Raw genomic sequence first — 19,355 nt, 5'->3', positions numbered from 1 at the left:
GCTCCTACAGAATGGCAAAAAGAACGCCGCGAGGGAGTCGCGGCGGGAGGGCAAGGACTGCTTGAAAGGGAGTGTGCGCCGTCGTCAGCCCATCAGCTTGAACAGCGACAGCGACTGCATCTGCATGAACACCGTCTGCGCGGCCTGCAGGGCGGTGCTTTCCATCTGGTAGCGGCCGATGGCTTCGGCCCAGTCCAGGTCGCGCAGGGTGGACAGCGTGCCCTGCAAGGTGACGTTGTTCGCTTCGCGCAGCGCGGCGGCGTCGTCGATGGCGGATAGTTGGGCGCCGCCGCTGGCGCGTGCGTCGATCATCCTGCTCTGCGCGGTGGCGATATCGCGCATGGCGGCCTGCAGGCTGTTCTGCATCACGGCACGCTGGGTGTCGGTGGTGGGGCTGGTCTCCAGCGTATCGATCAGTCCCTGCACGGTGGCGAAGATGTCGCGCGAGCCGGCCGGCCCCAGCGTGAAACTGTCGCCATCGGCGGGCTGGCCTTCGATCTTCATCTGCACGCCGGCAAAAGCGATGCTCTCGCCTTTTGCATACGTGCCGGTGGTGACGACGGTGCCCCCGGCATCGGTCACCTGGTAGGTATCGCCCGCGCCGAAGCTGAGCGTGTAGGTGCCGCCATCCCAGGCCGTGGAGTCGGTGACGCTGAAGCCCATCAGCAGGCCGGTGCCGGTGTTGCCGGCGGCCGGCTGGCCGTCGATGCGGCCATCGCCGGTGCGCAGGCGCAGGAACACCTCGCTGCCGGGCAGGGTGTCCGCGACGAACATGTCCGGCGCCACTTCGACCTGCCGCTGGGTCTGGTCGCCGCTGTAGATCACGTTGCCGCCGGAGATCGCAAACGGTGCACTGCCGTCGCTGGTGCCACCGAACAGGTAGCGGCCGGCGCCGTCGGTGCTGTTGGCCAGGTCCAGCAGGCCGGCGTAGATCGACTTCAGTTCGGTGCTGATCGCCTGGCGGCTGTCGTCGCCCATCGCGGCATTGTTGGCCTGGATGACGAGCTCGTTGACGCGCGCCATCGCATCGCCGACCTGGGTCAGTGCGTTCTCCTGCAGGCCCAACCGGTTCTGCACGGCGTTGGCGTTCATGCCGAAGCGCTCCAGCTCGGCGACGGCACGGTCCAGGCCCACCGCGGTGCCGGCGGCGACCGGATCGTCCTTGGCCGTCACCAGCCGCTGTCCGCTGGCGAGCTGCTGCTGCGTGTGCGCCAGCTTCGCCTGCTTGGCCAGCATCGTGGTGATCGACTGCTGGTACATCATGCCGGTGGAAATGCGATTGTTCATCGGCGGGTCGCGGCCAGGAGGGATTGGAAGAGCGTGTCGGCGGTGGCGATGATCTGCGACGCAGCCTGGTAGGCCTGCTGCAGGCGCATCAGGTCGGCGGCTTCTTCGTCCAGATTGACGCCGGAAATCGCATCGCGTGCGGCCTGCGCCTGGTCGTGGATGACCTGTTGCGCCTGCGCGGAGTAGTCCGCCTGGCGCGCCGCGGAGCCGACCTGCGTGGTCAGGCCGCCGATCGCGCCGTTGAGCGTCAGCGTGCCGCCGTTGAGCGCGCGCGCATCGTCCAGGTTCGACAGCAGCTTGGCGTTGCCGTTGTCACTGGAGTTGGCGCCCGTCGGGCCGACACTGAAGGTGTCGCCTGCCGCAGGCGCGCCATCCAGCACCAGGCTCCAGCCGTTCGACGCGATGGTCTGCCCCGGCGTGTACGCGAACGGGCCGGCGCCGTTGATGGTGTATTGCGTGGCGTCGATGAATTCGATGTCCACCGGCGCCAGCAGGCCTGCGTTGGCCGCGTCGGTCACCTTCAGTCCACTGAGCTTGCCGCTGCCGGTGTTGGCCATGTCGGTCGTGGCCTTGACCGGCGTGGCGGCGGCGATGCGGCCAGGGTCGCTGATCGCCACGCCCAGGTTGCCGGCCGCGCCCGCGGTGGGCTGCAGCAGGAAACGGTCGTTGGTGGCCGGCGTGCCCGACGCCAGCACCACCTCAATGCCGTTCACCACCAGCGGATCGGCCGCGGTGCCGGTGCCGGTGGTGGCGATGGCGGCGCCGGTGTCCGGATGTGTCGCCACCCACGCGCTGCCGTCGAAGCGCAGCAGCACGTTCTGCGCATTGAGCGCGGAGACGCTGCCGACCGACGTCTGCAGGACGGCAGTGCCGGTGTTGCCGGCGTTCGACGAGATGCGCGGCGCGGGCAGGCTGAAGAAATCGCTTCCGAGCTGGCCGTACTGGTCCATGCCGGCGCGGTGCCCTTCGTTGAAGGTCTGCGCCAGCGAGGTGGCCACGCGTCCCAGTTCGGCCACGGCCGGGTCGAGCACCGTGGTACGGAACTCGATCAGGCCGCCGATCTGGCCGCCAAGCGCGCGCTTGTCCAGGGTGATGCGCTGGCCATTGGTTTCCAGCGCCACTTGCAGGCGCTCCGGACGATACGCGTCGGGCACGGTGACCAGCGTGCTCGCGCTCGCGCCGACCACCAGCGGCTGTCCGCCGGCGCTGAACACGTTGACCAGTCCGCCGTCCTGCGTCACCGCGTTGCCGCCGGTGTAGGCGACCAGTTCGCTGATGAGCTGGTCGCGGCGGTCGAGCAGGTCGCCGGAGGGATTCGTATTGCCGCCGATCTGCCCGTTGAGCTGGGCGATCTCCTTCGCCAGCCGGTTCACTTCGCCGGTGGCGGCGGTCAGGCCCGCATTGACTTCGGTATCCAGGCCGTCGAGATGCTGGTCGATCTGGCGGAAGCGGGTGACCAGCGCATTCGCCTGCGCCAGCACGCTCTCACGGTCGGCGGAGCCGGCGGCGTTGGAGGACAGCGCGCTGACCGAGTCGAAGAAGCTGGACCACGGTGCGCTGATGCCGGTCGCCTTCTCGGAGAACAGCTGGTCGAGCCGGGTGGAGAGGACAGACAACTGCTGCAGGCGCGAGAGTTCGCCGCCACTGTCGAGCAGGCGCGAAGTGGCCAGCGAGTCCGCCATGCGGCGCACGTCGACGATCTGCACGCCATTGCCCTGGTAGCCCTGGCCGAAGTAAGTGCCGTCGCGCGCCTCGAACTCGGCGCGCTGGCGCGAATAGCCCGGCGTGTTGATGTTGGCCACGTTGTGGCTGACCGTGGACAGGGCGCGCTGGAAAGCGAGGAGGGCGCTGCTGCCGGTGGCGAGAAGGTTGGACATGCGTGCTCCCTGGATCAGCGCTGCAGTGCGTTGCCGATGGCGTTGCCGACGAAACCGCCGACCTTGCCGCCGACGGTGTCGCCGATCGCCGACAGCACCTTGCCCAGCGTGGGCCCGTTGGCGATCGAGGCGATCTTGTTGGCGTAGGTGGGGTCGGTGGCGTAGCCGGCGCGCTGCAGGCCACGGGCGAAGCCGGCGATGTCCTTGCCGGCCGCGAGCGCCTGCTGGTAGCGCGGGTTGTTCTTCAGCAGGCGAACGTAGTCGGCGAAGCTCTCGGCGGGTGAGGCATAGGCGCGGAAGTCCGCGGTCTCGCTGTGCCTCACGCCGTTGCTGTATTCGTGGGTGGCGGTGCGAGCGCGCTCGCCCTTCCAGCCGGTGGCCTTGATGCCGAACAGGTTGTGCGCGCTGTCGCCGTCGCCGGTCCGGATCTGGCGCTTGCCCCAGCCCGTTTCCAGCGCGGCCTGTGCGACCAGGGCACGCGGGTCCACGCCCAGTTCCTTCGCCGCCTGCCTGGCGTGGTCCCAGATCTCGGCGACGAAGCGCTCGGGTGTATTCCGCGCGTACTTCGACGGATCCGCCGACGCGACCTGTTCCACCTCGTCGCAGGCGGCGTCCGGACGTACGGTGATGGTGTCCAGCGTGATCGTGGACGGCATGCCGGCATCGTGGCGCGCGGCGTTGCTGCCGATGCCGCGGCCTGCGATGGCGTCGAGCATGGAATCGGCTTCGTTGCCCGGCAGCAGGCGCTTGTATGCGGACAGCGCCGTGGTGGCGGGAACGGCCGGCGTGCTGCTGTCGGTTGCACCCAACTGGCGCGCAATCATCGGCGCCAGGCCAAGACCGCGACCTTCGCTCATCGCCTTGGCGATCTGCTGGTCGTACATGTCGCGGAACACCTGGTTCTCGCCGGGGAACAGCGAATCGCCGAAGCCCGCTTCGCGCATGCACTTGATCATCATCTGCGCGAACTGGCCTTCCAGCTTCCGCGCGACATCGTGGATGCGCGCGTTGTCGGGCTTGCCACTGGCATCGGCCAGCGGCAAGGGAGAATTCAGTGCGCCGATGGGCGTGCTGGCCATATCAGATCACCTCAAGCTCTGCCCGCAAGGCGCCGGCCTGCTTCAGGGCTTCCAGGATCGCGATGAGGTCGCCGGGCGCGGCACCGACTTCGTTCACCGCACGGACGATCTCGTCCAGCGAGGTGCCGCCCTCGAACTTGAACATGCGATTGCCTTCCTGGCTGACCGATACGCTGGACTGCGGCGTCACCACGGTGGTGCCGCCGCGCGAGAATTCATTCGGCTGGCTGACGTTGGCCGATTCGGTGATCGTCACCGTCAGCGAGCCATGCGTGACCGCGGCCGGCATCACCTGCACCTGCGCGCCGATCACCACGGTGCCGGTGCGGGCATTGACGATGACCTTGGCCGGTGCGCTGCCGGGCGTCAGTTCCAGGTTCTCAAGCTGGGCGAGGAAGTTGATGCGGCGGGACATGTCGGCCGGTGCACGCACGGCGACCGTGACCGCATCCAGCGCGTAAGCATTGCCGGTACCGAAGTTCTGCTCCAGCGCCGCGACCATGCGCGAGACCGTGGTGAAATCGGCGCGGTGCAGGTTGAGGGTGATGGTGCCGTCGCCGCTGTCGAGCGCATTCGGTATTGCGCGTTCGACCGTGGCGCCATTCGGTATGCGACCCACGCTGGGCACGTTGACCGACACGCGCGAACCGTCCTTGCCCTGCGCGCCGAAGCCACCGACCACCAGGTTGCCCTGGGCGATCGCGTAGACCTCACCGTCCGCGCCCCGCAGCGGCGCCATCAGCAGGCTGCCGCCGCGCAGCGAGGTGGCGTTGCCGATGGAAGACACGGTGATGTCGATCGGCTGTCCCGGCTTGGCGAAGGCGGGCAGCTCGGCGTGGATCGCCACGGCAGCCACGTTTTTGAGCTGCGGATTGACGTTGGCTGGCACGTTGACGCCCAGTTCGCCCAGCATGTTCTTCAGGCTCTGCACAGTGAAGGGCGCCTGGCTGGTGCGGTCGCCGCTGCCGTCCAGGCCCACGACCAGGCCATAGCCGACCAGTGGATTGCTGCGCACGCCGCCGACCTGGGCCAGGTCCTTGATGCGTTCTGCGCGCGCGGCTGGTGCCAGGCAGATCAGCACCAGCCCGATCCACGTCAGCAGGCCCAGCAGCGTATAGGTGTCGATGCGGCGCGGCTTCTTCGCGGGCGTGGGGTTCGAGCGGTCGGCGTTGGGCGTATCCATGGCGCGATGCTCAGTTCGGGAAGACGGGGGAGTTGAAGAACCGGCCCAGCCAGCCCATCGAATTGGACTGCGCGATCGCGCCGCGGCCGCCGAAGGCGATGCGGGCGTCGGCGACCTTGCTGGAGGCGATGGTGTTGTCGGTGCCGATGTCGGCCGGGCGCACGATGCCCTGGATCTGCACCAGTTCGTCGCCCTGGTTCAGGCGCATGTTCTTCTGGCCCTGCACGACCAGGTTGCCGTTGGGCAGGCGCTGGATGACGGTGACGGTCACGCTGCCCTGCAGGCGGTTGCTCTGCGCGCTGTTGCCTGCACCGCTGAAGCCGCGGTCGCCATTGACCGATGCGCTGAGGATGTCGCGTCCGTTCCAGGTGACCGGGGCCCCGGCGATGTTGGGCGCGGCCATACTGATCTCGCTGCTCTTGTCCACCGAGGTGGTGGCCGAGGTCTGCGCGGCGGTGTTTTCCACCAGGTTGATCGTCAGCAGGTCGCCCACGTCGCGCGCACGGCGGTCGGCGTAGAGGTTCAGGCCCGGACCGGCGCGATAGATGGAGCCCGCGGTGGCCGGTGCCTGCGCGGCGACGATGGGCTGGATGGGCTGCATCGGCGCGTACGGGCGCACGTCGCCGTAGTAGCGCGCACAGCCCGGCAGCAGCATCAGTGCACAGGCGAGGGTGGTGGCGGACGTGGTGCGCTTCATGGCGGATCCCGGGATGGGTGGATCAGACGTTGTTGTTGAGGTAGCCCAACATCGAGTCGGTGGTGGAGATGGCCTTGGCGTTCATTTCGTAGGCGCGCTGGGTTTCGATCATGCTGACCAGCTCTTCCACCACGTTGACGTTGGAGCCTTCCAGCGAACCCTGCACCAGGCTGCCCAGGCCGTTGAGGCCGGGCGTGCCGTTCTGCGCAGGACCGGAGGCGGTGGTCTCGACGTAGAGGTTCTCGCCCTTGGCCTGCAGGCCGGACGGATTGACGAAGTCGGTGAGCGTGAGCGAGCCGATCTCCAGCGCCTGCGCCTGGCCGGCCATGGTCACGCTGACGGTGCCGTCGTTGCCGATGGTCATCGACTGCGCGCCCTCGGGCACCTGGATGCCGGGCTGCACGGGGTAGCCGCTGTTGGTGACCAGTTCGCCCTGCGCATTGATCTGGAACGAGCCGTCGCGCGTGTAGGCCGGCGAGCCGTCGGGCAGCAGCACTTCGAAGAAGCCGCGGCCGTTGACCATCACGTCCAGCGAGCGGCCGGTCTGCTGCGGGTTGCCCTGCTGGAAGTCCTTCGACGTGGAGACGACGCGCACGCCGGTGCCGAGTTGCAGGCCGGAGGGGAGCTGCGTCTGCGAGGAGGTGGAGCCGCCGGGCTGGCGGACCTGTTGGTACAGCAGGTCTTCGAAGCTGGCGCGGTCGCGCTTGAAGCCGGTGGTGTTGGTGTTGGCCAGGTTGTTGGAGACCACGGACATGCGCGTCTGCTGCGCATCCAGTCCGGTCTTGGCGACCCAGAGGGCCTGGTTCATGGCGTGGTTCCTCGCTGGTGGAAGGGGGTGGGACCGCGCGGTGCGGTTCCTCGCCTCCTCTCAGGCAAGTCCTGTGCCGGAATGGGTGTCGTGGTTCTGGCGCCTGGATTCGGGTCGAACTGGGACCGGGGTCATGGCCTTGGACCAGGCACCGGCATTTTTCCGGCGGCAGGGCCTGTTCAAGCCCCTCTCCCTGCGGCGACCGAAGGAAGTCCCTGTGGGAGAGAGGGGTTGGGGAGAGGGGCAACGAAGTCCGTGCCATCGACTTTCCTCGGCGGCTGCCACGTCCGCTTGAGCTTCTGCTTAACGGTCTGGCGGGATGAGCCTTCTTTTGTTGATGCATGGCGCCGCTCGCCGCGGGGGCCCTACTTTTCTTTGCTTGTGCAAAGAAAAGTAGGCAAAAGAAACACACCCCGGCGGTCCGCCCGCCGCAAGCGGCGGGTTCGCAGCCCCGGCGGGAATTTTCGTAAGGGCCATCCTGGCCCATACGAAAACGGCGCACGTCCTGTGCGCCGCCCTTCGGGTTTGACCCGCCGGGACTGCCGGACCTCAGGGGCCCCAAGAGCCGCACGCGAAGCATCGCGAGTGGGCTTGGTTGTTGCTCTTGCCTTCGAGCCCCCATGAGGCACGGTGAGTGGGCCGGATAAAACCCGAAGGGCGCCGCCCTGGATGGGCGGCGTTTTCGTATGGCACAAGGATGTGCCTTACGAAAATTCCCGGCCCGCTCACGAACCCGGAGCGAAGCGCAGGGCGTGCCGCCTGGGGTGTGTTTCTTTGCTTACTTTCTTTGCACAAGCAAAGAAAGTAAGGCCCCGCGGCGAGCGGCACCATGCGTGACCTCAAGCAGGCCCACACCGAAAGATGCACGGCAACAGGTTCATCGCGGATGAGCGTTTTCGATGAATCGCGGTTGTTGTGAGGCGCCACCCGTTGTCGGCCTGGGCTGACTTCGTTGCCCCTCACCCCAACCCCTCTCCCGTGGGGAGAGGGGCTCAAGAAGCATCAGCCACCGAGGCGCAGCAGCTGGTTGGACGACTGCGCCATCTCGTCGCCGGTGCGGATCACCTTCACCTGCATCTCGAACTGGCGCTGCATCTGGATCATCTGCACCAGCGCGCCCGCCGCATCCACGTTGCTGCCTTCAAGCACGCCCGTGGTGAGACTGTTGCCATTGGCGACCGGCAATGCCGGTACCTGCGGATCGGATGGCCGCATCAGGCCATCGCCACCCCGCGCCAACTGCTGCGGCGTCGCCTCGACCATGCGCATGCGGCCGACAATGGCCATCGTCTGCGGGCCTTCGCCCTGCGGAATGATCGATACCGTGCCGTCGGCGCCGATGTCGATGGACTGCGCGGGCGGTACCGCAATCGGATTGCCGTTGTCGTCCAGCACCGCCCGACCGCCAGCAGTGACCAACTGGCCGTTCGGCGTGACGCTGAGCTCGCCATTGCGCGTATAGGCCGTGCCGCCATCCGCCGCTTGCACGGCGAGCCAGCGGTTCGGCTGCAGCGAGACATCGAGGGAGCGGCCGGTGACCATCTGCGAACCGGTCCGCGAATCGAAGCCGGGATCGATCAGCATCGCGTCCACGCGCGAAGGAAACCCTTGCCCCTGGATCTTGAACGCCTCGGTGCCGGCCAGCGCCGCCTTGAAACCCTTGGTGTCCACGTTGGCCAGGTTGTGCGACACCGTGCCCTGCGCCTGCAGCGAAGCGCGGGCGCCCGTCATCGCGACATAGAGTGCCTTGTCCATGCGTCAGCCTCCGTCGGCCGTGCCGTCATCAACGGATGTTGATGACGGTCTGGGTGATCTGGTCCTGCGTGGACAGCATCTGCGAGTTGGCCTGGAAGTTGCGCTGCGCCACGATCATGTTGACCAGCTGCTCGGTCAGGTCGACCGTTGACGCTTCCAGGGCACCCGAGGCGACCAGGCCGAAGTCCGACGTACCCGGCGACCCGATGCGCGGCTCGCCCGAGGTGTAGCTGTGGGTCCAGGTGTTGTTGCCTTGCGACACCAGGCCCTGCGGGTTGCTGAAGTTCGCCAGCGCCACCTGGCCCAGTGCGCGGTCCTCGCCGTTGGAATAGCGCGCGTAGACCACGCCGGTCTCGGACACGCTGAATTCGTTGAGCTTGCCGGTGGCATAGCCGTCCTGGTTCTGGATGCGCTTGGCGAACTGCTCGCCGTACTGCGTGGTGCCGCTGATGTTCATCGTCATATTGAGCACGCCGGCGCCGGTGCTGGGCGTGAACGGCGCCAGCGTCACCAGGCCGTTGGCCGGGGCGGTCAGCGTGCCGTTGTTGTCGAACTGCACCGTGGTCGGCGCACCCATCGAAGCGCCATCCACGTACGTGTGCATCTGCCACTCGTTCGGGTTCGGCGTTTTCACGTAGTACACGGTCTGCTGGTGGGCCACGCCCAGCGAGTCGTACACGGTGACCGAAGTGGTCTCGTTGTAGCTGGCGCTGTCGGTCGGCGAGAACGGCGTGATCGTCGGTTCCGCGGCGTTGCCTGGCAGGGTGACGCCCAGTTCCACGCTGGTGGTCGGCGACGGCGGGCTGTCGGTGGTCAGCAGGCGCAGGTCCACCATGTTGCCGGTGTCGAAGCCCACCCCGTCGGCGCGCGGCGGGAATACCTGCAGGCGGTAGCCTTCCGGCGTGGTGACGTAGCCGTTCGGGTCGCGCTGGAAGTTGCCCGCACGCGTGTAAACGTTGGTGCCGTTGTTGCTGACCGTGAAGAAGCCTTCCTTGTCGATGGCCATGTCCAGGTAGCGGCCGGTCTGGTTGATGTCGCCCTGCGAGAACTGCTGGGCCACGTTGGTCAGGCGCACGCCGGCGCCGACGCCGTTGCGCAGCAGGCCATACCCGGTGGAAGAGAACACCTCGGCGAACTCCGCGCGCGACTCCTTGAAGCCGGATGTGTTGACGTTGGCGATGTTGTGCGAGGTGACGTTGAGGTCGGCGTTGGCCGCCTTCATGCCGGAGAGCGAGCTGTTGAAAGCCATGGAAGACTCCTTGCGTTATGCGGTGGGAGCGAAGGTCAGGATGTCGACTTGCCGATGCGCAGCACGTAGTCGAGCGGGGCGGTGCCCAGGCCGGGCAGGTTGAGGTACAGCCCGTCGGAGCCGATGGTCACGCTGTCCACGGTGGCGTCGACATAGGTGTTGAGTGCGGTGCCGGTGCCGTCGGTAGCGGTATGCGTGGCCTTGATGGAATACGCACCGGCGGCAGCGCGTTCGCCGTTGGCCTTCAGGCCATCCCAGGCGAAGGCGGTTTCGCCCTTGCCAGTGGATTCCACCTCTATGGTGTCGACCACGACGCCACTGGCGTCGGTGATTTCGAAAGTCACTTTGCCTGCACCGGGCGACATCACCAGGCCGCTGGCATTGCCGGTGGCCGGCAACGCGACCGAATCGGAGGGCACCACGACGGAGTGCCCCACCAGCGCGGCGCCCTTCAGCACCTGGTCGCCGGTCAGCGCCGAGGTGAAGCCGCCGACGGTGGTGTTCAGTTCGCTGATGCCCTGCACGGTGGAGAACTGCGCCAGCTGGGCGACGAACTCGCTGTTGGACAGCGGCTTGAGCGGATCCTGATGGCTCAACTGCTCGGTCATCAGGCGCATGAAGTCGGCCTGGCCCAGCGTGTCGGCCTTCTTGGTCGTGGCGGCGCCCGAGGTGGCGTTGTTGATGGCGGCGAAGGGATCGCCATTGATGGTGGTCATGTGCGTGGTCGCTCGGTGGCGGGGCGTCAGCGGCCCATGGTCAGGGTGGCCAGGGCGAGTTCCTTGGCGGTGTTCAGGACTTCCACGCCGGCCTGGTAGCCGCGCGAGGCCGAGATCAGGTTGACCATCTGCGCGACCGGATCGACATCGGGCGCGTAAACGTAACCATCGCCATCGGCCATCGGGTGGCCGGGCTCGTAGCGTTTGATCGGCGGCGCTTCGCTCTGGGTGATCTCCTTCACCTGCACCGATGTCAGCGAGCCGTCCGCATTCAGCGAGCGCGCCTGGAAGATCGGCTCGATGGGCTTGTAGACCGCCTCGGGCGAAGACGCGATGGAATCCGCGTTGGAGAGATTGCTGGCGATGGTGTTCAGGCGCACCGACTGCGCCTGCAACGCGGAACCGGCGACGTCGAAGATGGGCAGGTTGCTCATGGCGCGTCCCCTTACTGGCCGGTGATCGCGGTGAGCATGGTGCGCACCTTGGATTCGATGAAGCTGAGCGAGGCGCGGTATTCCAGCGCCGCGCGGCCGTAGGCGGCGCGTTCGGTATCGGCATCGACGGTGTTGCCGTCCAGGCTGGGCTGCACGCCTGCGCGCTCGAAGATGCGGGGGGTGGCATCCAGCAGGGTCAGGTGCTGCTCGCGGGTGGTCGCCAATGGGGAGGCCTTGGCTGCCGCGCTCTCCAGCGCGGCCTGGAAGTCCAGGTCCTTCGCCTTGTAGTTCGGCGTGTCCGCGTTGGACAGGTTGCTGGCGATCAGCTGCATGCGCTGCTCGCGCAGTGGCAGGGCCGCTCCGTGGACACCCAGGTAGTTGGAGATGGGATTGGACATGGCACCGCTCCGGCAGACCGTTGCCGGGGATGCTGCAAGGCGTGTGCCAGAACGGGAGGTCGATGCAGTGACTGCCGGCCGCATAGCCCCCTTGCCAAGGGGGCTATGCGGCCGGCAGCGGCGCGAATGGGGGCTCGGCAGTCTGCGGCGGGGCCCGGGATTCGCGCAGCGAATCCTGGGGGTCTTATCGCGTGGCGATAAGACTATGCCGCCGCCATCTGCGCCGCGACCACCTGGTTCAGGCGGAACAGCACGTGCTCGGCCAGTTCGTGCGGGCTGTACTTGGCCACGAAGGCATTCGCGCCCACGCGTTCCACCATGGCGTTGTTGAACACGCCCGACAGCGAGGTGTGCAGCAGCACGTACAGGCCGGCCAGGCCGGGGTGGCGACGGATTTCCGTCGTCAGGGTGTAGCCGTCCATGGCGGGCATCTCGATGTCCGAGATGACCATGGCGTAGCGCTCGGCCGGATTTTCGCCGGCGGCGTGCACCTGCAAGAGGTGGTCCAGCGCCTGGCGGCCGTCGGACAGCAGGGTGGTGGTGACGCCCAATTGCTCCAGCACGCTGCGGATCTGCGAGCGCGCCACGCGCGAGTCGTCCACCACCAGCACCTGCAGCGGCGGTGCGTCCGCAGGCAGGGCCATCTCCGGCGCCAGCGTGGCATCCATGCGCGACTGGCAGATGTCGGCCAGCACGCTTTCCACGTCGATCACCTGGATGAGTTCACCCTGGAAGCGCGTCACGGCCGTCAGGTAGCTGTTTTCCGCGCCGAGTTCCGGTGGCGGATGGATGTCTTCCACCGCGATGTTGACGATGCGTTCCACCCCGCTGACCAGGAAGCCCTGCACGGAGCGGTTGAACTCGGTGACTACCAGGTAGTTGGGGGTGTTCTCGGGATTCGGATCGCGTTCGGGGTGGCGGATGCTCAGGCCCAGGTCCAGCACCGGCACCGAGCGGCCGCGCACGTCGGCCACGCCGACGAATTCGGTGGGCAGCCCGGGCAACTGGAACAGATCGGGGCGGCGCAGGACTTCCTGTACCTTGAATACATTGACGCCAAAAAGCTGACGCCCGCCCAGGCGGAACAGCAGCAGGGCGAGGCGGTTGTGGCCGGCCAGGCGGGTGCGCTGGTCGATGCGGTTGAGCAGATCCTGGGTCATGTCCAGCATATCGGCCGAGGGGTAGGGCACTTGAGCCGGTGGGCTGTCGCTCCAAGCCCCTCTCCCTGCGGGAGAGGGGTTGGGGAGAGGGGCAACGAAGTCCGTGCCATCGACTTTCCTCGGCGGCTGCCACGTCCGCTTGAGCTTCTGCTTGACGGTCTGGCGGGATGAGCCTTCCTTTGTTGATGCATGGCGCCGCTCGCCGCGGGGGCCCTACTTTGACCAGCCATTTGGATGTTGAAGAGCACTTCTTTGCTTGTGCAAAGAAAAGTAGGCAAAAGAAACGGCGCACGTCCTGTGCGCCGCCCTGCGGGTTTGTCCCGCCGTGACTGCCGGACCTCAGGGGCCCCAAGAGCCGCACCTGACAGGTCGATGCGCGCCTTCGCTGTTGATGTTGCGTTCGGCCCCCCATGAGGCACGGCGAGTGGGCCGGGTAAAACCCGAAGGGCGCCGCCCTGGATGGGCGGCGTTTTCGTATGGCACAAGGATGTGCCTTACGAAAATTCCCGGACCGCTCGCGAACCCGGAGCGCGAAGCGCGGAGGGCGTGCCGCCTGGGGTGTGTTTCTTTGCTTCTTTCTTTGCACAAGCAAAGAAAGAAGGCTCCCGCGGCGAGCGGCGCCATGCTGGAGCACCCGTAACCCGGATGAGGCTCTAAGGGAGACACCCTTCTGGCACACCCCTTGCACCTCCTCCGCCGATGAACCGCTGGAGCCTGCCCATGCTGCGCCTGACCCTCGCCCTGATCGGCGGCCTGACCGCATGCACCGTGCTGGCAGCCGACTTCCAACCGGTCGACAGCATCAAGGCAGCCGCCCTGGGCGCGCTGCCAGTCGGCAGCGAGGCCGAGGCCACGCTGGATCCCGCCTTGCGCCTGCCACGCTGCGATGCATCGCTGGTGGCACGCGTGCAGGGCAGCAACAGTGTGGAAGTCAGCTGCCCGGACGGTTGGCGCCTGTTCGTGCCGGTGCGCGTGCGCCGCAGCCAGACCGTGCTGGTCCTGAGCCGCGGCATCGCACCGGGCGAAACGATCACCGCCGACGCGTTCATTCCCGAGACCCGCGACGCGTCGCGCATCGTCGGCGCCGCCGTCGCCGATCCTGCGCAGGTCCTGGGCCGCGTGGCGCGGCGCATGCTGTCGGCCGGTGCCGTGTTGTCGTCGACCGACCTGGTGGCGCAGCGGCTGGTCCATCGTGGCGACAGCGTGGCACTGGTGTCGCGTCGCGGCGGGGTGGAGGTGCGCGTGGCCGGCAAGGCGCTGGCGGATGCCGGCGAGAACGAGCGGGTCACCGTGGAGAATCTGTCCTCGCGCCGGGTGGTGCAGGGCGTGGTCGGTCCGGGCGGCGACGTCTGGGTCAACCGATGAAAAAAAGTGCAACATCGCCCTCAAGTTGTTCCGGGGGCGGCCGATACCGAACGCGGGTGGAAGCAAACCGGGCAGCATCGGGTCCTTCCTCGGAAATGCGGCATCCGTCACTAAAGTCGGATCAGTCGCGGCCGATATCTCCCATGAACCCTGTTACAGGTGAACCGACATGAGCCAGAAAATCGAAGGCACTCCCCCCGCCGCCGTACGCACCACCGGTCCCGTCAGCGGCCGTGTTGCCAACGCGGGTGCCGACCGTTCCAGGCCGGTGGAAGCCAGCACCGGTGGTGACAGCCTGCGCCTGACCGGCGAGGCCGCCAGCCTCCAGGCCATGCAGCGCGAGCTGTCCACGGCCCCCGCCATCGACAATGCCCGCGTGCAGGCCGTGCGCGAAGCGCTGCAGGCCGGCACGTACAAGGTCAATCCCGAGGCCATCGCCGACGGAATGCTGCGACTGGACGACCAGCTGGGCGGTTGATCGCGATGACACCGGCCCCCCTCCAGCGACTGTCCGCGGCACTGGGAGAGGAGCGTCGCGCCATCCTCGAACATGATGTCGAGGCACTGGTGCGCGCCACGCAGGAGAAGCTGGAGGCATTGCGTGCGCTCGAAGCCGCCGCTGCCGGCTTCGGCTTTTCCGATGAACTGCAGGGGCGGCTCGCCGAACTTGCCGAGATGAACCACGCGAACGGCATCCTGCTTGCCCGGCGCCGCCGCGAAGTGAACTGGGCCCTGCGGCACCTGGGCCGCACCGAGAGCAGTGGCGCCTACGACGCGCAGGGCCAGACCGCGACCCTGTCCGCCCCCCGTCCGCTCGCGGTTGCCTGAGCCCGGTGCCGGATCCGCAAACTGCGACGCCGCAACTTGCCGCTCCCGTGGCCGCGCCGGATACTGGCGCCCCGTTGCCGCCGCCCGATGCGTCCGTGGCCACCGCCCCTTCCTTGAACCCGCCGTCCAGCGCCTGCACTGCGGATGACGTCCCGACCTTCGCCGATCTGAAGGCGTTGGCCGAACTGATGGACGACGGTTACCTGCTGTGCCGTGGCGATGCCCGTCCGTTGCACGCCAACGCGGCGGCGCGCGCACTGGTGCAGGACGCCCCCGATGTGCTGGGCGCGCTGTCGCGACTGCTGCCGCCCGACGCCATTCCCACCGCGCGCCAGTCCGGCCGCTGGAACGGCGACCTTGCGCTCGACGACGGTCTGGTGCTGCAGGTACGCGCGTACTTCCACGACAACCCGGGCGGTGGCCACTGCCTGATCGTCTTCCACGACGTCAGCGAAGCGCATGCGCGCCAGCAGGAACTCCAGCGTCGCCACGCACAGCTGCGACAGACACTGGTGCGACTGGCCGGTACGCAGGAGCAGCTCGTGCAGTCGGAGAAGATGGCCTCCATCGGCCAGCTCGCCGCCGGCGTGGCGCACGAGATCAACAACCCGATCGGCTACGTGCACTCCAACCTCGGCTCGCTGCAGGAATACCTGCACAGCCTGTTCTCGCTGATCGAAGTCTACGAGCGCGCGCTGCGCCTGCCGGACCCGAAGGCGATGCTGCCCGAGATCGAGGAGATGCGCGCGCGCTACGACATCGACTTCATCACCGGCGACCTGCCGCAGCTGATGTCCGAGTCGCGCGAGGGGATCGAGCGGGTCACCGCGATCGTGCGCAACCTGAAGGACTTCTCCTACTCGGGCCGCGACGACAGCTGGAAGTCCGCCGACCTGCATGCCGGCCTCGATTCCACCATCAACATCATCTGGAACGAGCTGAAGTACAAGGTCACCCTGGAAAAGCATTACGGCAAGCTGCCCCTGGTGCAGTGCCGGCCGTCGGAATTGAACCAGGTGTTCATGAACATCCTGCTCAACGCCAGCCATGCCATCGACGAACGCGGGACGATCACCGTGGGTACGGGGGTGGAGGGCGATGAAGTCTGGATCGAGATCCAGGACAGCGGTCATGGGATTCCCGACGATATCCTGCAGCGCATCTTCGACCCGTTCTTCACCACCAAGCCGGTGGGGAGCGGCACGGGCCTGGGACTGTCGATCTCCTACGGCATCGTGAAGAAGCACAACGGCCGCATCGAAGTACGCAACGAACCCGGCTCCGGCGCCTGCTTCCGCATCATGCTGCCCATCCGGCAGCCGACCGCCGACGCGGCGTGAGTTTCCTTCTCCCCGGGCGACGGGGAAAAGGTGTCCAGATAGCTTGCTCCTTACCTGATACCGGGACGGATGAGGGCGTGCCGATCCGGCCCGCTCATTCTTCGTCGTCCCAGCGTACGCTGGGACCCATGTTGATCTTCTCTGCCAGGCAACAGTACGTGCAAAGTCAAAGTGGATTCCGGCGTTCGCCGGAATGACGGCGAGTTGCTGGGAGTGCGCAACGAGTTCAGCACCGATGCCTGCTTCCGCATCATCGGCTGCCGATCCGGTCGCTGGCGGTCGACGCGGCCTGGGAGAGGGGCACTGTAGGAGCGACGTAAGTCGCGACCGGAACAATGCGATGGTCGCGAGCGGGGGTTCGTGCGATGAACCACTCGCAGATTGTTTGATTTCCGCGTTCGCGACTTGCGTCGCTCCCACATTCACATCAACGGGGATCGAAAAACGCCAGCTTCTTCGCCTTGGGCAACCGTTTGAGCTGTGCTTCCGCGCGCGAAGCGGCGCTGCGATCCGGATAGGCGCGGCTTGCCACTACCCGTACCGGCGGATTCGCGCGCGTGTACCTGGCGCCGGTCCCGGCGACATGCGCGGCGTAGCGCGCGTGCAGCCGGTTGGTGATGCCCGCGTAGTACGCGCCGTTGCGGCACTCCAGCAGGTACACGCACCAGCCATCCTGCGTTGCGGTGCGGCGCTCAGGCATGCGCGCGATGGTGCGGCTGGTGCTCGTAGGTGGTGAATGCCTGGCGGATGTGTTCGCGCAGGTCGTCGTCGTTCCAGGGCTTGGTCAGGAAGCGGTAGATCTCGCCCCGGTTGATGGCCTCGGTCACCGTGGCCAGGTCGGTGTACCCCGACAGCACCAGTCGCACGGTGTCCGGATAGAGCATGCGTACGCGGCCCAGGAACTCGGTGCCGCTCATGTCCGACATGCGCTGGTCGGACAGGATCACCTGCACGTCGTTGGTCGCCAGCAGCTCGAACGCGTCGGTGACGTTGCTGGCGGCCAGGATGCGGTAGCCGTCGCGACGGAACAGGCGCACCAGCGAGCGCAGGATGTTCTCCTCGTCGTCCAGCAGCAGCAGGGTGCGGTCCGGCTTGGTGGCGGCGAAGGCATCGGCGCGCAGGTAGCGGCGGCGCAACACGGCGCCGGCGTCTTCGGCCGACATCGGTTCGCCGAACAGGTGGCCCTGGAACATGTCGCACTGGTTCCTGCGCAGGAATCCCAGCTGCACGTCGGTCTCCACGCCGTGCGCGATCACCTTCATGCCCAGCTGGTGGCCCATCGCGATGATGGCGCAGGTGATGGCCACCTCGCGGTTGCCGGACGGCACGCCCTTCACGAAGTTGCGGTCGATCTTGATCTTGTCCACCGAGAAGCGGACCAGCGAGTCCAGGTTGGAATCGCCCATGCCGAAATCGTCCAGCGTCAGCCGTACGCCTTCGTGGTGCAGTTGCGCCAGCGTGCGGTGGACCAGGTTCATGTCCTTGGCCAGCGCGTTCTGGCGTACTTCCAGCACCACCATCTGGGGCGGGATGCCGGCCTCCTGCATCGCCTCCAGCACTTCGGACACGAAGCTGGGGCGCAGGAGCTGCAGCGTCGACACGTTCACCGCGATCTCGAAATCGTCGAAGCCCCAGTCGCGCCAGACGCGCGCCTGCTTGAAGGCATTGCGCAGCACCCAGTCGCCGATCTGCACGATGACACCCAGCTTCTCTGCCACGTGCATGAAACGCTCGGGCACCAGCAGGCCGAGCGCGGGGGAGTACCAGCGCAGCAGCGTCTCCATGCCCACCACGCGGCCGTCGTGGGCGTTGATCTGCGGCTGGTAGAACAGACGCAGTTCGTTGTGATGGATGGCGTTGACGATCTGGCGGGCGATGATGCTGTCGCTGCGCGCGGTGATCGCGGCGCCGCGCCGGTACAGGCGCACGAGGTTCATGCCCTCATGCTTGGCCTGTTCCATCGCGCTTTCCGCGCACTGAAGCAGGCCGGACGCGTTGTCCGCATGCTCCGGGCACAGCGCGATGCCCAGCGTGCCGGTCAGGAACAGCGTGTACGGCAGGACCGTCATCGGCAGCTCGATCTGCTCGCGCAGGGCATCGCCGAAACGTTCCGGCGGCAGGGTGCCCGGCACGCGCGGCACCGCCACGACGAATTCGTCGCTGCCATGGCGCCAGGCGCGTGCCTCAGGCCCGAGCGAACGCTGCAGCCGGTCGCTGAGGATCGCCAGCGCTTCGTCGCCGACTTCCACGCCCATGTTCTCGTTGATCGAGCGGAAGTGGTCGATATCCAGGTACAGCAGCATCAACGGCGTGCCGTCCGCATTCGCGGTGTCGATCATCCGCTGCAGGTCGGGTTCGCCGGCGCCCAGGCGGGGCAGGCGGGGCAGATGGGCGTGCTCGGTGTTCAAGCGGTGTCGATGGGCGTCACGGGCACAGGCGCATAGGGTAGGCGAAGTTGCCATCGGCTGCCGCGCTCGCTACCGCTGGATTCCAGGCTGCCGCCCAGCGTTGCGGCCAGGGCCTGCAACAGGGGCAGCTTGTCGCCCGGCGCGTCGACATCGGCGTCCACGGTGACGGCGAGCCCGCCATCGGCTTCGGCATCGCCGGTCAATCCCAATGCCAGTGTCCCACCGGCACGCGCCACCGTGCGCATGGCGACCTGCGCGATCCGGAACGCCACCAGCGCCGTGTCGGTCGCAGGCGTGCACGGCAACGGGGCGAGCGTCACCGTGGCCCCGGGAAACACGCGTTCATGCTCGGCGCGCAACGCGGCCTCCAGCCCGATCGCTTCGAGTTGGGGCGGGTGCAGCGTGGCATGCAGGTCGCGCAGGATCGCGACGGTCTCGTCGCAGGTGCGGATGATGTCCTGCAGGTCTTCCTGCTGCTGTGCCGGATCGTCCTCGGACTGCACCAGGTGCGCGCCCATCTTGATCGCCGACAGTGCCTGTCCGACCTGGTTGTGCAGGGCGTGCCCCACCAGGAGACGCTCGGCTTCCTGCAGCCGGAACAACTGCAACAGCAGCGGGGAAGAGGGCGGGTTCGACATCGTCTGTGGCGGGGCAACCAGGCTGCAGTATGCCAGTGGCGATTCGCGGCCGGGTGTACCGCCGGCAGAAACGCGACGGGGCGACCAGATCCTGGTCGCCCCGTCGGGATTCAGCAGGGTGTGGATGCTGTCG

19 protein-coding genes are annotated in these 19,355 nt (G+C 67.1%); 4 read left to right on the top strand and 15 right to left on the bottom strand.

Annotation, left to right across the window (positions count from 1 at the left end; all coding sequences use genetic code 11):
* Window positions 1–84 precede the first annotated feature (84 nt).
* The 12 genes from flgL to OY559_RS11525 all read right to left on the bottom strand — a co-directional run bounded on the left by flgL (window position 85) and on the right by OY559_RS11525 (window position 12,643).
* A complete protein-coding gene (flgL, locus tag OY559_RS11580; RefSeq protein ID WP_277726407.1) occupies window positions 85–1,287 on the bottom strand; it encodes a flagellar hook-associated protein FlgL in 1,203 nt (400 codons plus the stop codon).
* Window positions 1,284–3,164, bottom strand: coding sequence for a flagellar hook-associated protein FlgK (gene flgK / locus OY559_RS11575; protein WP_277726405.1), 1,881 nt, complete (start codon window positions 3,162–3,164; stop codon window positions 1,284–1,286). The genes flgL and flgK overlap by 4 nt, the downstream gene beginning before the upstream one ends.
* 14 nt (window positions 3,165–3,178) lie before the next feature.
* Complete coding sequence (gene flgJ, locus OY559_RS11570) at window positions 3,179–4,243, bottom strand: flagellar assembly peptidoglycan hydrolase FlgJ (protein WP_277726404.1); 1,065 nt, start codon at window positions 4,241–4,243, stop codon at window positions 3,179–3,181.
* A 1-nt stretch (window position 4,244) separates the two neighbouring features.
* The gene (locus OY559_RS11565) at window positions 4,245–5,426 is read right to left on the bottom strand and encodes a flagellar basal body P-ring protein FlgI (protein ID WP_277726403.1); all 1,182 of its coding nucleotides are present in this window, start codon (window positions 5,424–5,426) and stop codon (window positions 4,245–4,247) included.
* Window positions 5,427–5,436: 10 nt separating this feature from the next.
* On the bottom strand, window positions 5,437–6,123 hold the full coding sequence (flgH, locus tag OY559_RS11560; protein ID WP_277726402.1) for a flagellar basal body L-ring protein FlgH: 687 nt from the start codon (window positions 6,121–6,123) through the stop codon (window positions 5,437–5,439).
* A gap of 22 nt (window positions 6,124–6,145) precedes the next feature.
* Window positions 6,146–6,931, bottom strand: a complete 786-nt coding sequence (flgG, locus tag OY559_RS11555) for a flagellar basal-body rod protein FlgG (protein ID WP_185896369.1) — start codon at window positions 6,929–6,931, stop codon at window positions 6,146–6,148.
* Between the two features lie 1,002 nt (window positions 6,932–7,933).
* Window positions 7,934–8,686: a flagellar basal-body rod protein FlgF gene (locus OY559_RS11550; protein ID WP_277726401.1), complete on the bottom strand. Its 753-nt coding sequence runs from the start codon at window positions 8,684–8,686 to the stop codon at window positions 7,934–7,936.
* Between the two features lie 28 nt (window positions 8,687–8,714).
* Complete coding sequence (flgE, locus tag OY559_RS11545; RefSeq protein ID WP_277726400.1) at window positions 8,715–9,935, bottom strand: flagellar hook protein FlgE; 1,221 nt, start codon at window positions 9,933–9,935, stop codon at window positions 8,715–8,717.
* Window positions 9,936–9,970: 35 nt separating this feature from the next.
* A complete protein-coding gene (locus OY559_RS11540; protein ID WP_277726399.1) occupies window positions 9,971–10,651 on the bottom strand; it encodes a flagellar hook capping FlgD N-terminal domain-containing protein in 681 nt (226 codons plus the stop codon).
* 26 nt (window positions 10,652–10,677) lie between these two features.
* Window positions 10,678–11,085: a flagellar basal body rod protein FlgC gene (gene flgC, locus OY559_RS11535; RefSeq protein WP_277726398.1), complete on the bottom strand. Its 408-nt coding sequence runs from the start codon at window positions 11,083–11,085 to the stop codon at window positions 10,678–10,680.
* Window positions 11,086–11,096: 11 nt separating this feature from the next.
* The gene (gene flgB, locus OY559_RS11530) at window positions 11,097–11,483 is read right to left on the bottom strand and encodes a flagellar basal body rod protein FlgB (protein ID WP_277726397.1); all 387 of its coding nucleotides are present in this window, start codon (window positions 11,481–11,483) and stop codon (window positions 11,097–11,099) included.
* A 203-nt stretch (window positions 11,484–11,686) separates the two neighbouring features.
* The gene (locus OY559_RS11525; protein WP_277726396.1) at window positions 11,687–12,643 is read right to left on the bottom strand and encodes a chemotaxis protein; all 957 of its coding nucleotides are present in this window, start codon (window positions 12,641–12,643) and stop codon (window positions 11,687–11,689) included.
* Window positions 12,644–13,363: 720 nt separating this feature from the next.
* Between OY559_RS11525 and flgA the strand changes: the two genes are divergently transcribed.
* The 4 genes from flgA (at window position 13,364) to OY559_RS11505 (ending at window position 16,176) form a co-directional block, all read left to right on the top strand.
* On the top strand, window positions 13,364–14,008 hold the full coding sequence (flgA, locus tag OY559_RS11520) for a flagellar basal body P-ring formation chaperone FlgA (protein ID WP_277729991.1): 645 nt from the start codon (window positions 13,364–13,366) through the stop codon (window positions 14,006–14,008).
* A 169-nt stretch (window positions 14,009–14,177) separates the two neighbouring features.
* Window positions 14,178–14,486 carry a flagellar biosynthesis anti-sigma factor FlgM gene (flgM, locus tag OY559_RS11515; RefSeq protein WP_277726395.1) on the top strand — a complete coding sequence of 103 codons (309 nt, stop codon included), beginning with the start codon at window positions 14,178–14,180 and terminating at the stop codon, window positions 14,484–14,486.
* Between the two features lie 5 nt (window positions 14,487–14,491).
* On the top strand, window positions 14,492–14,836 hold the full coding sequence (locus OY559_RS11510; protein WP_277726394.1) for a flagellar protein FlgN: 345 nt from the start codon (window positions 14,492–14,494) through the stop codon (window positions 14,834–14,836).
* Between the two features lie 188 nt (window positions 14,837–15,024).
* On the top strand, window positions 15,025–16,176 hold the full coding sequence (locus OY559_RS11505; protein ID WP_277729990.1) for an ATP-binding protein: 1,152 nt from the start codon (window positions 15,025–15,027) through the stop codon (window positions 16,174–16,176).
* A gap of 427 nt (window positions 16,177–16,603) precedes the next feature.
* Here OY559_RS11505 and OY559_RS11500 read toward each other — a convergent pair whose 3' ends face one another.
* The 3 genes from OY559_RS11500 to OY559_RS11490 form a co-directional block, all read right to left on the bottom strand.
* Window positions 16,604–16,876 carry a GIY-YIG nuclease family protein gene (locus tag OY559_RS11500; RefSeq protein WP_277726393.1) on the bottom strand — a complete coding sequence of 91 codons (273 nt, stop codon included), beginning with the start codon at window positions 16,874–16,876 and terminating at the stop codon, window positions 16,604–16,606.
* The gene (locus tag OY559_RS11495; RefSeq protein WP_277729989.1) at window positions 16,869–18,515 is read right to left on the bottom strand and encodes an EAL domain-containing protein; all 1,647 of its coding nucleotides are present in this window, start codon (window positions 18,513–18,515) and stop codon (window positions 16,869–16,871) included. Before OY559_RS11495 ends, OY559_RS11500 begins: the two co-directional genes overlap by 8 nt.
* Before the next feature lie 65 nt (window positions 18,516–18,580).
* Window positions 18,581–19,222: a sensor histidine kinase gene (locus OY559_RS11490; RefSeq protein ID WP_277726392.1), complete on the bottom strand. Its 642-nt coding sequence runs from the start codon at window positions 19,220–19,222 to the stop codon at window positions 18,581–18,583.
* Between the last annotated feature and the right edge of the window lie 133 nt (window positions 19,223–19,355).

The organism is Pseudoxanthomonas sp. SE1 (genome assembly GCF_029542205.1).
In the GTDB taxonomy this organism is placed as follows: Bacteria; Pseudomonadota; Gammaproteobacteria; order Xanthomonadales; family Xanthomonadaceae; genus Pseudoxanthomonas_A.
The sequence above is the reverse complement of the archived record's forward strand: the minus strand, read 5'-3'. Positions and strand labels throughout refer to the sequence as shown.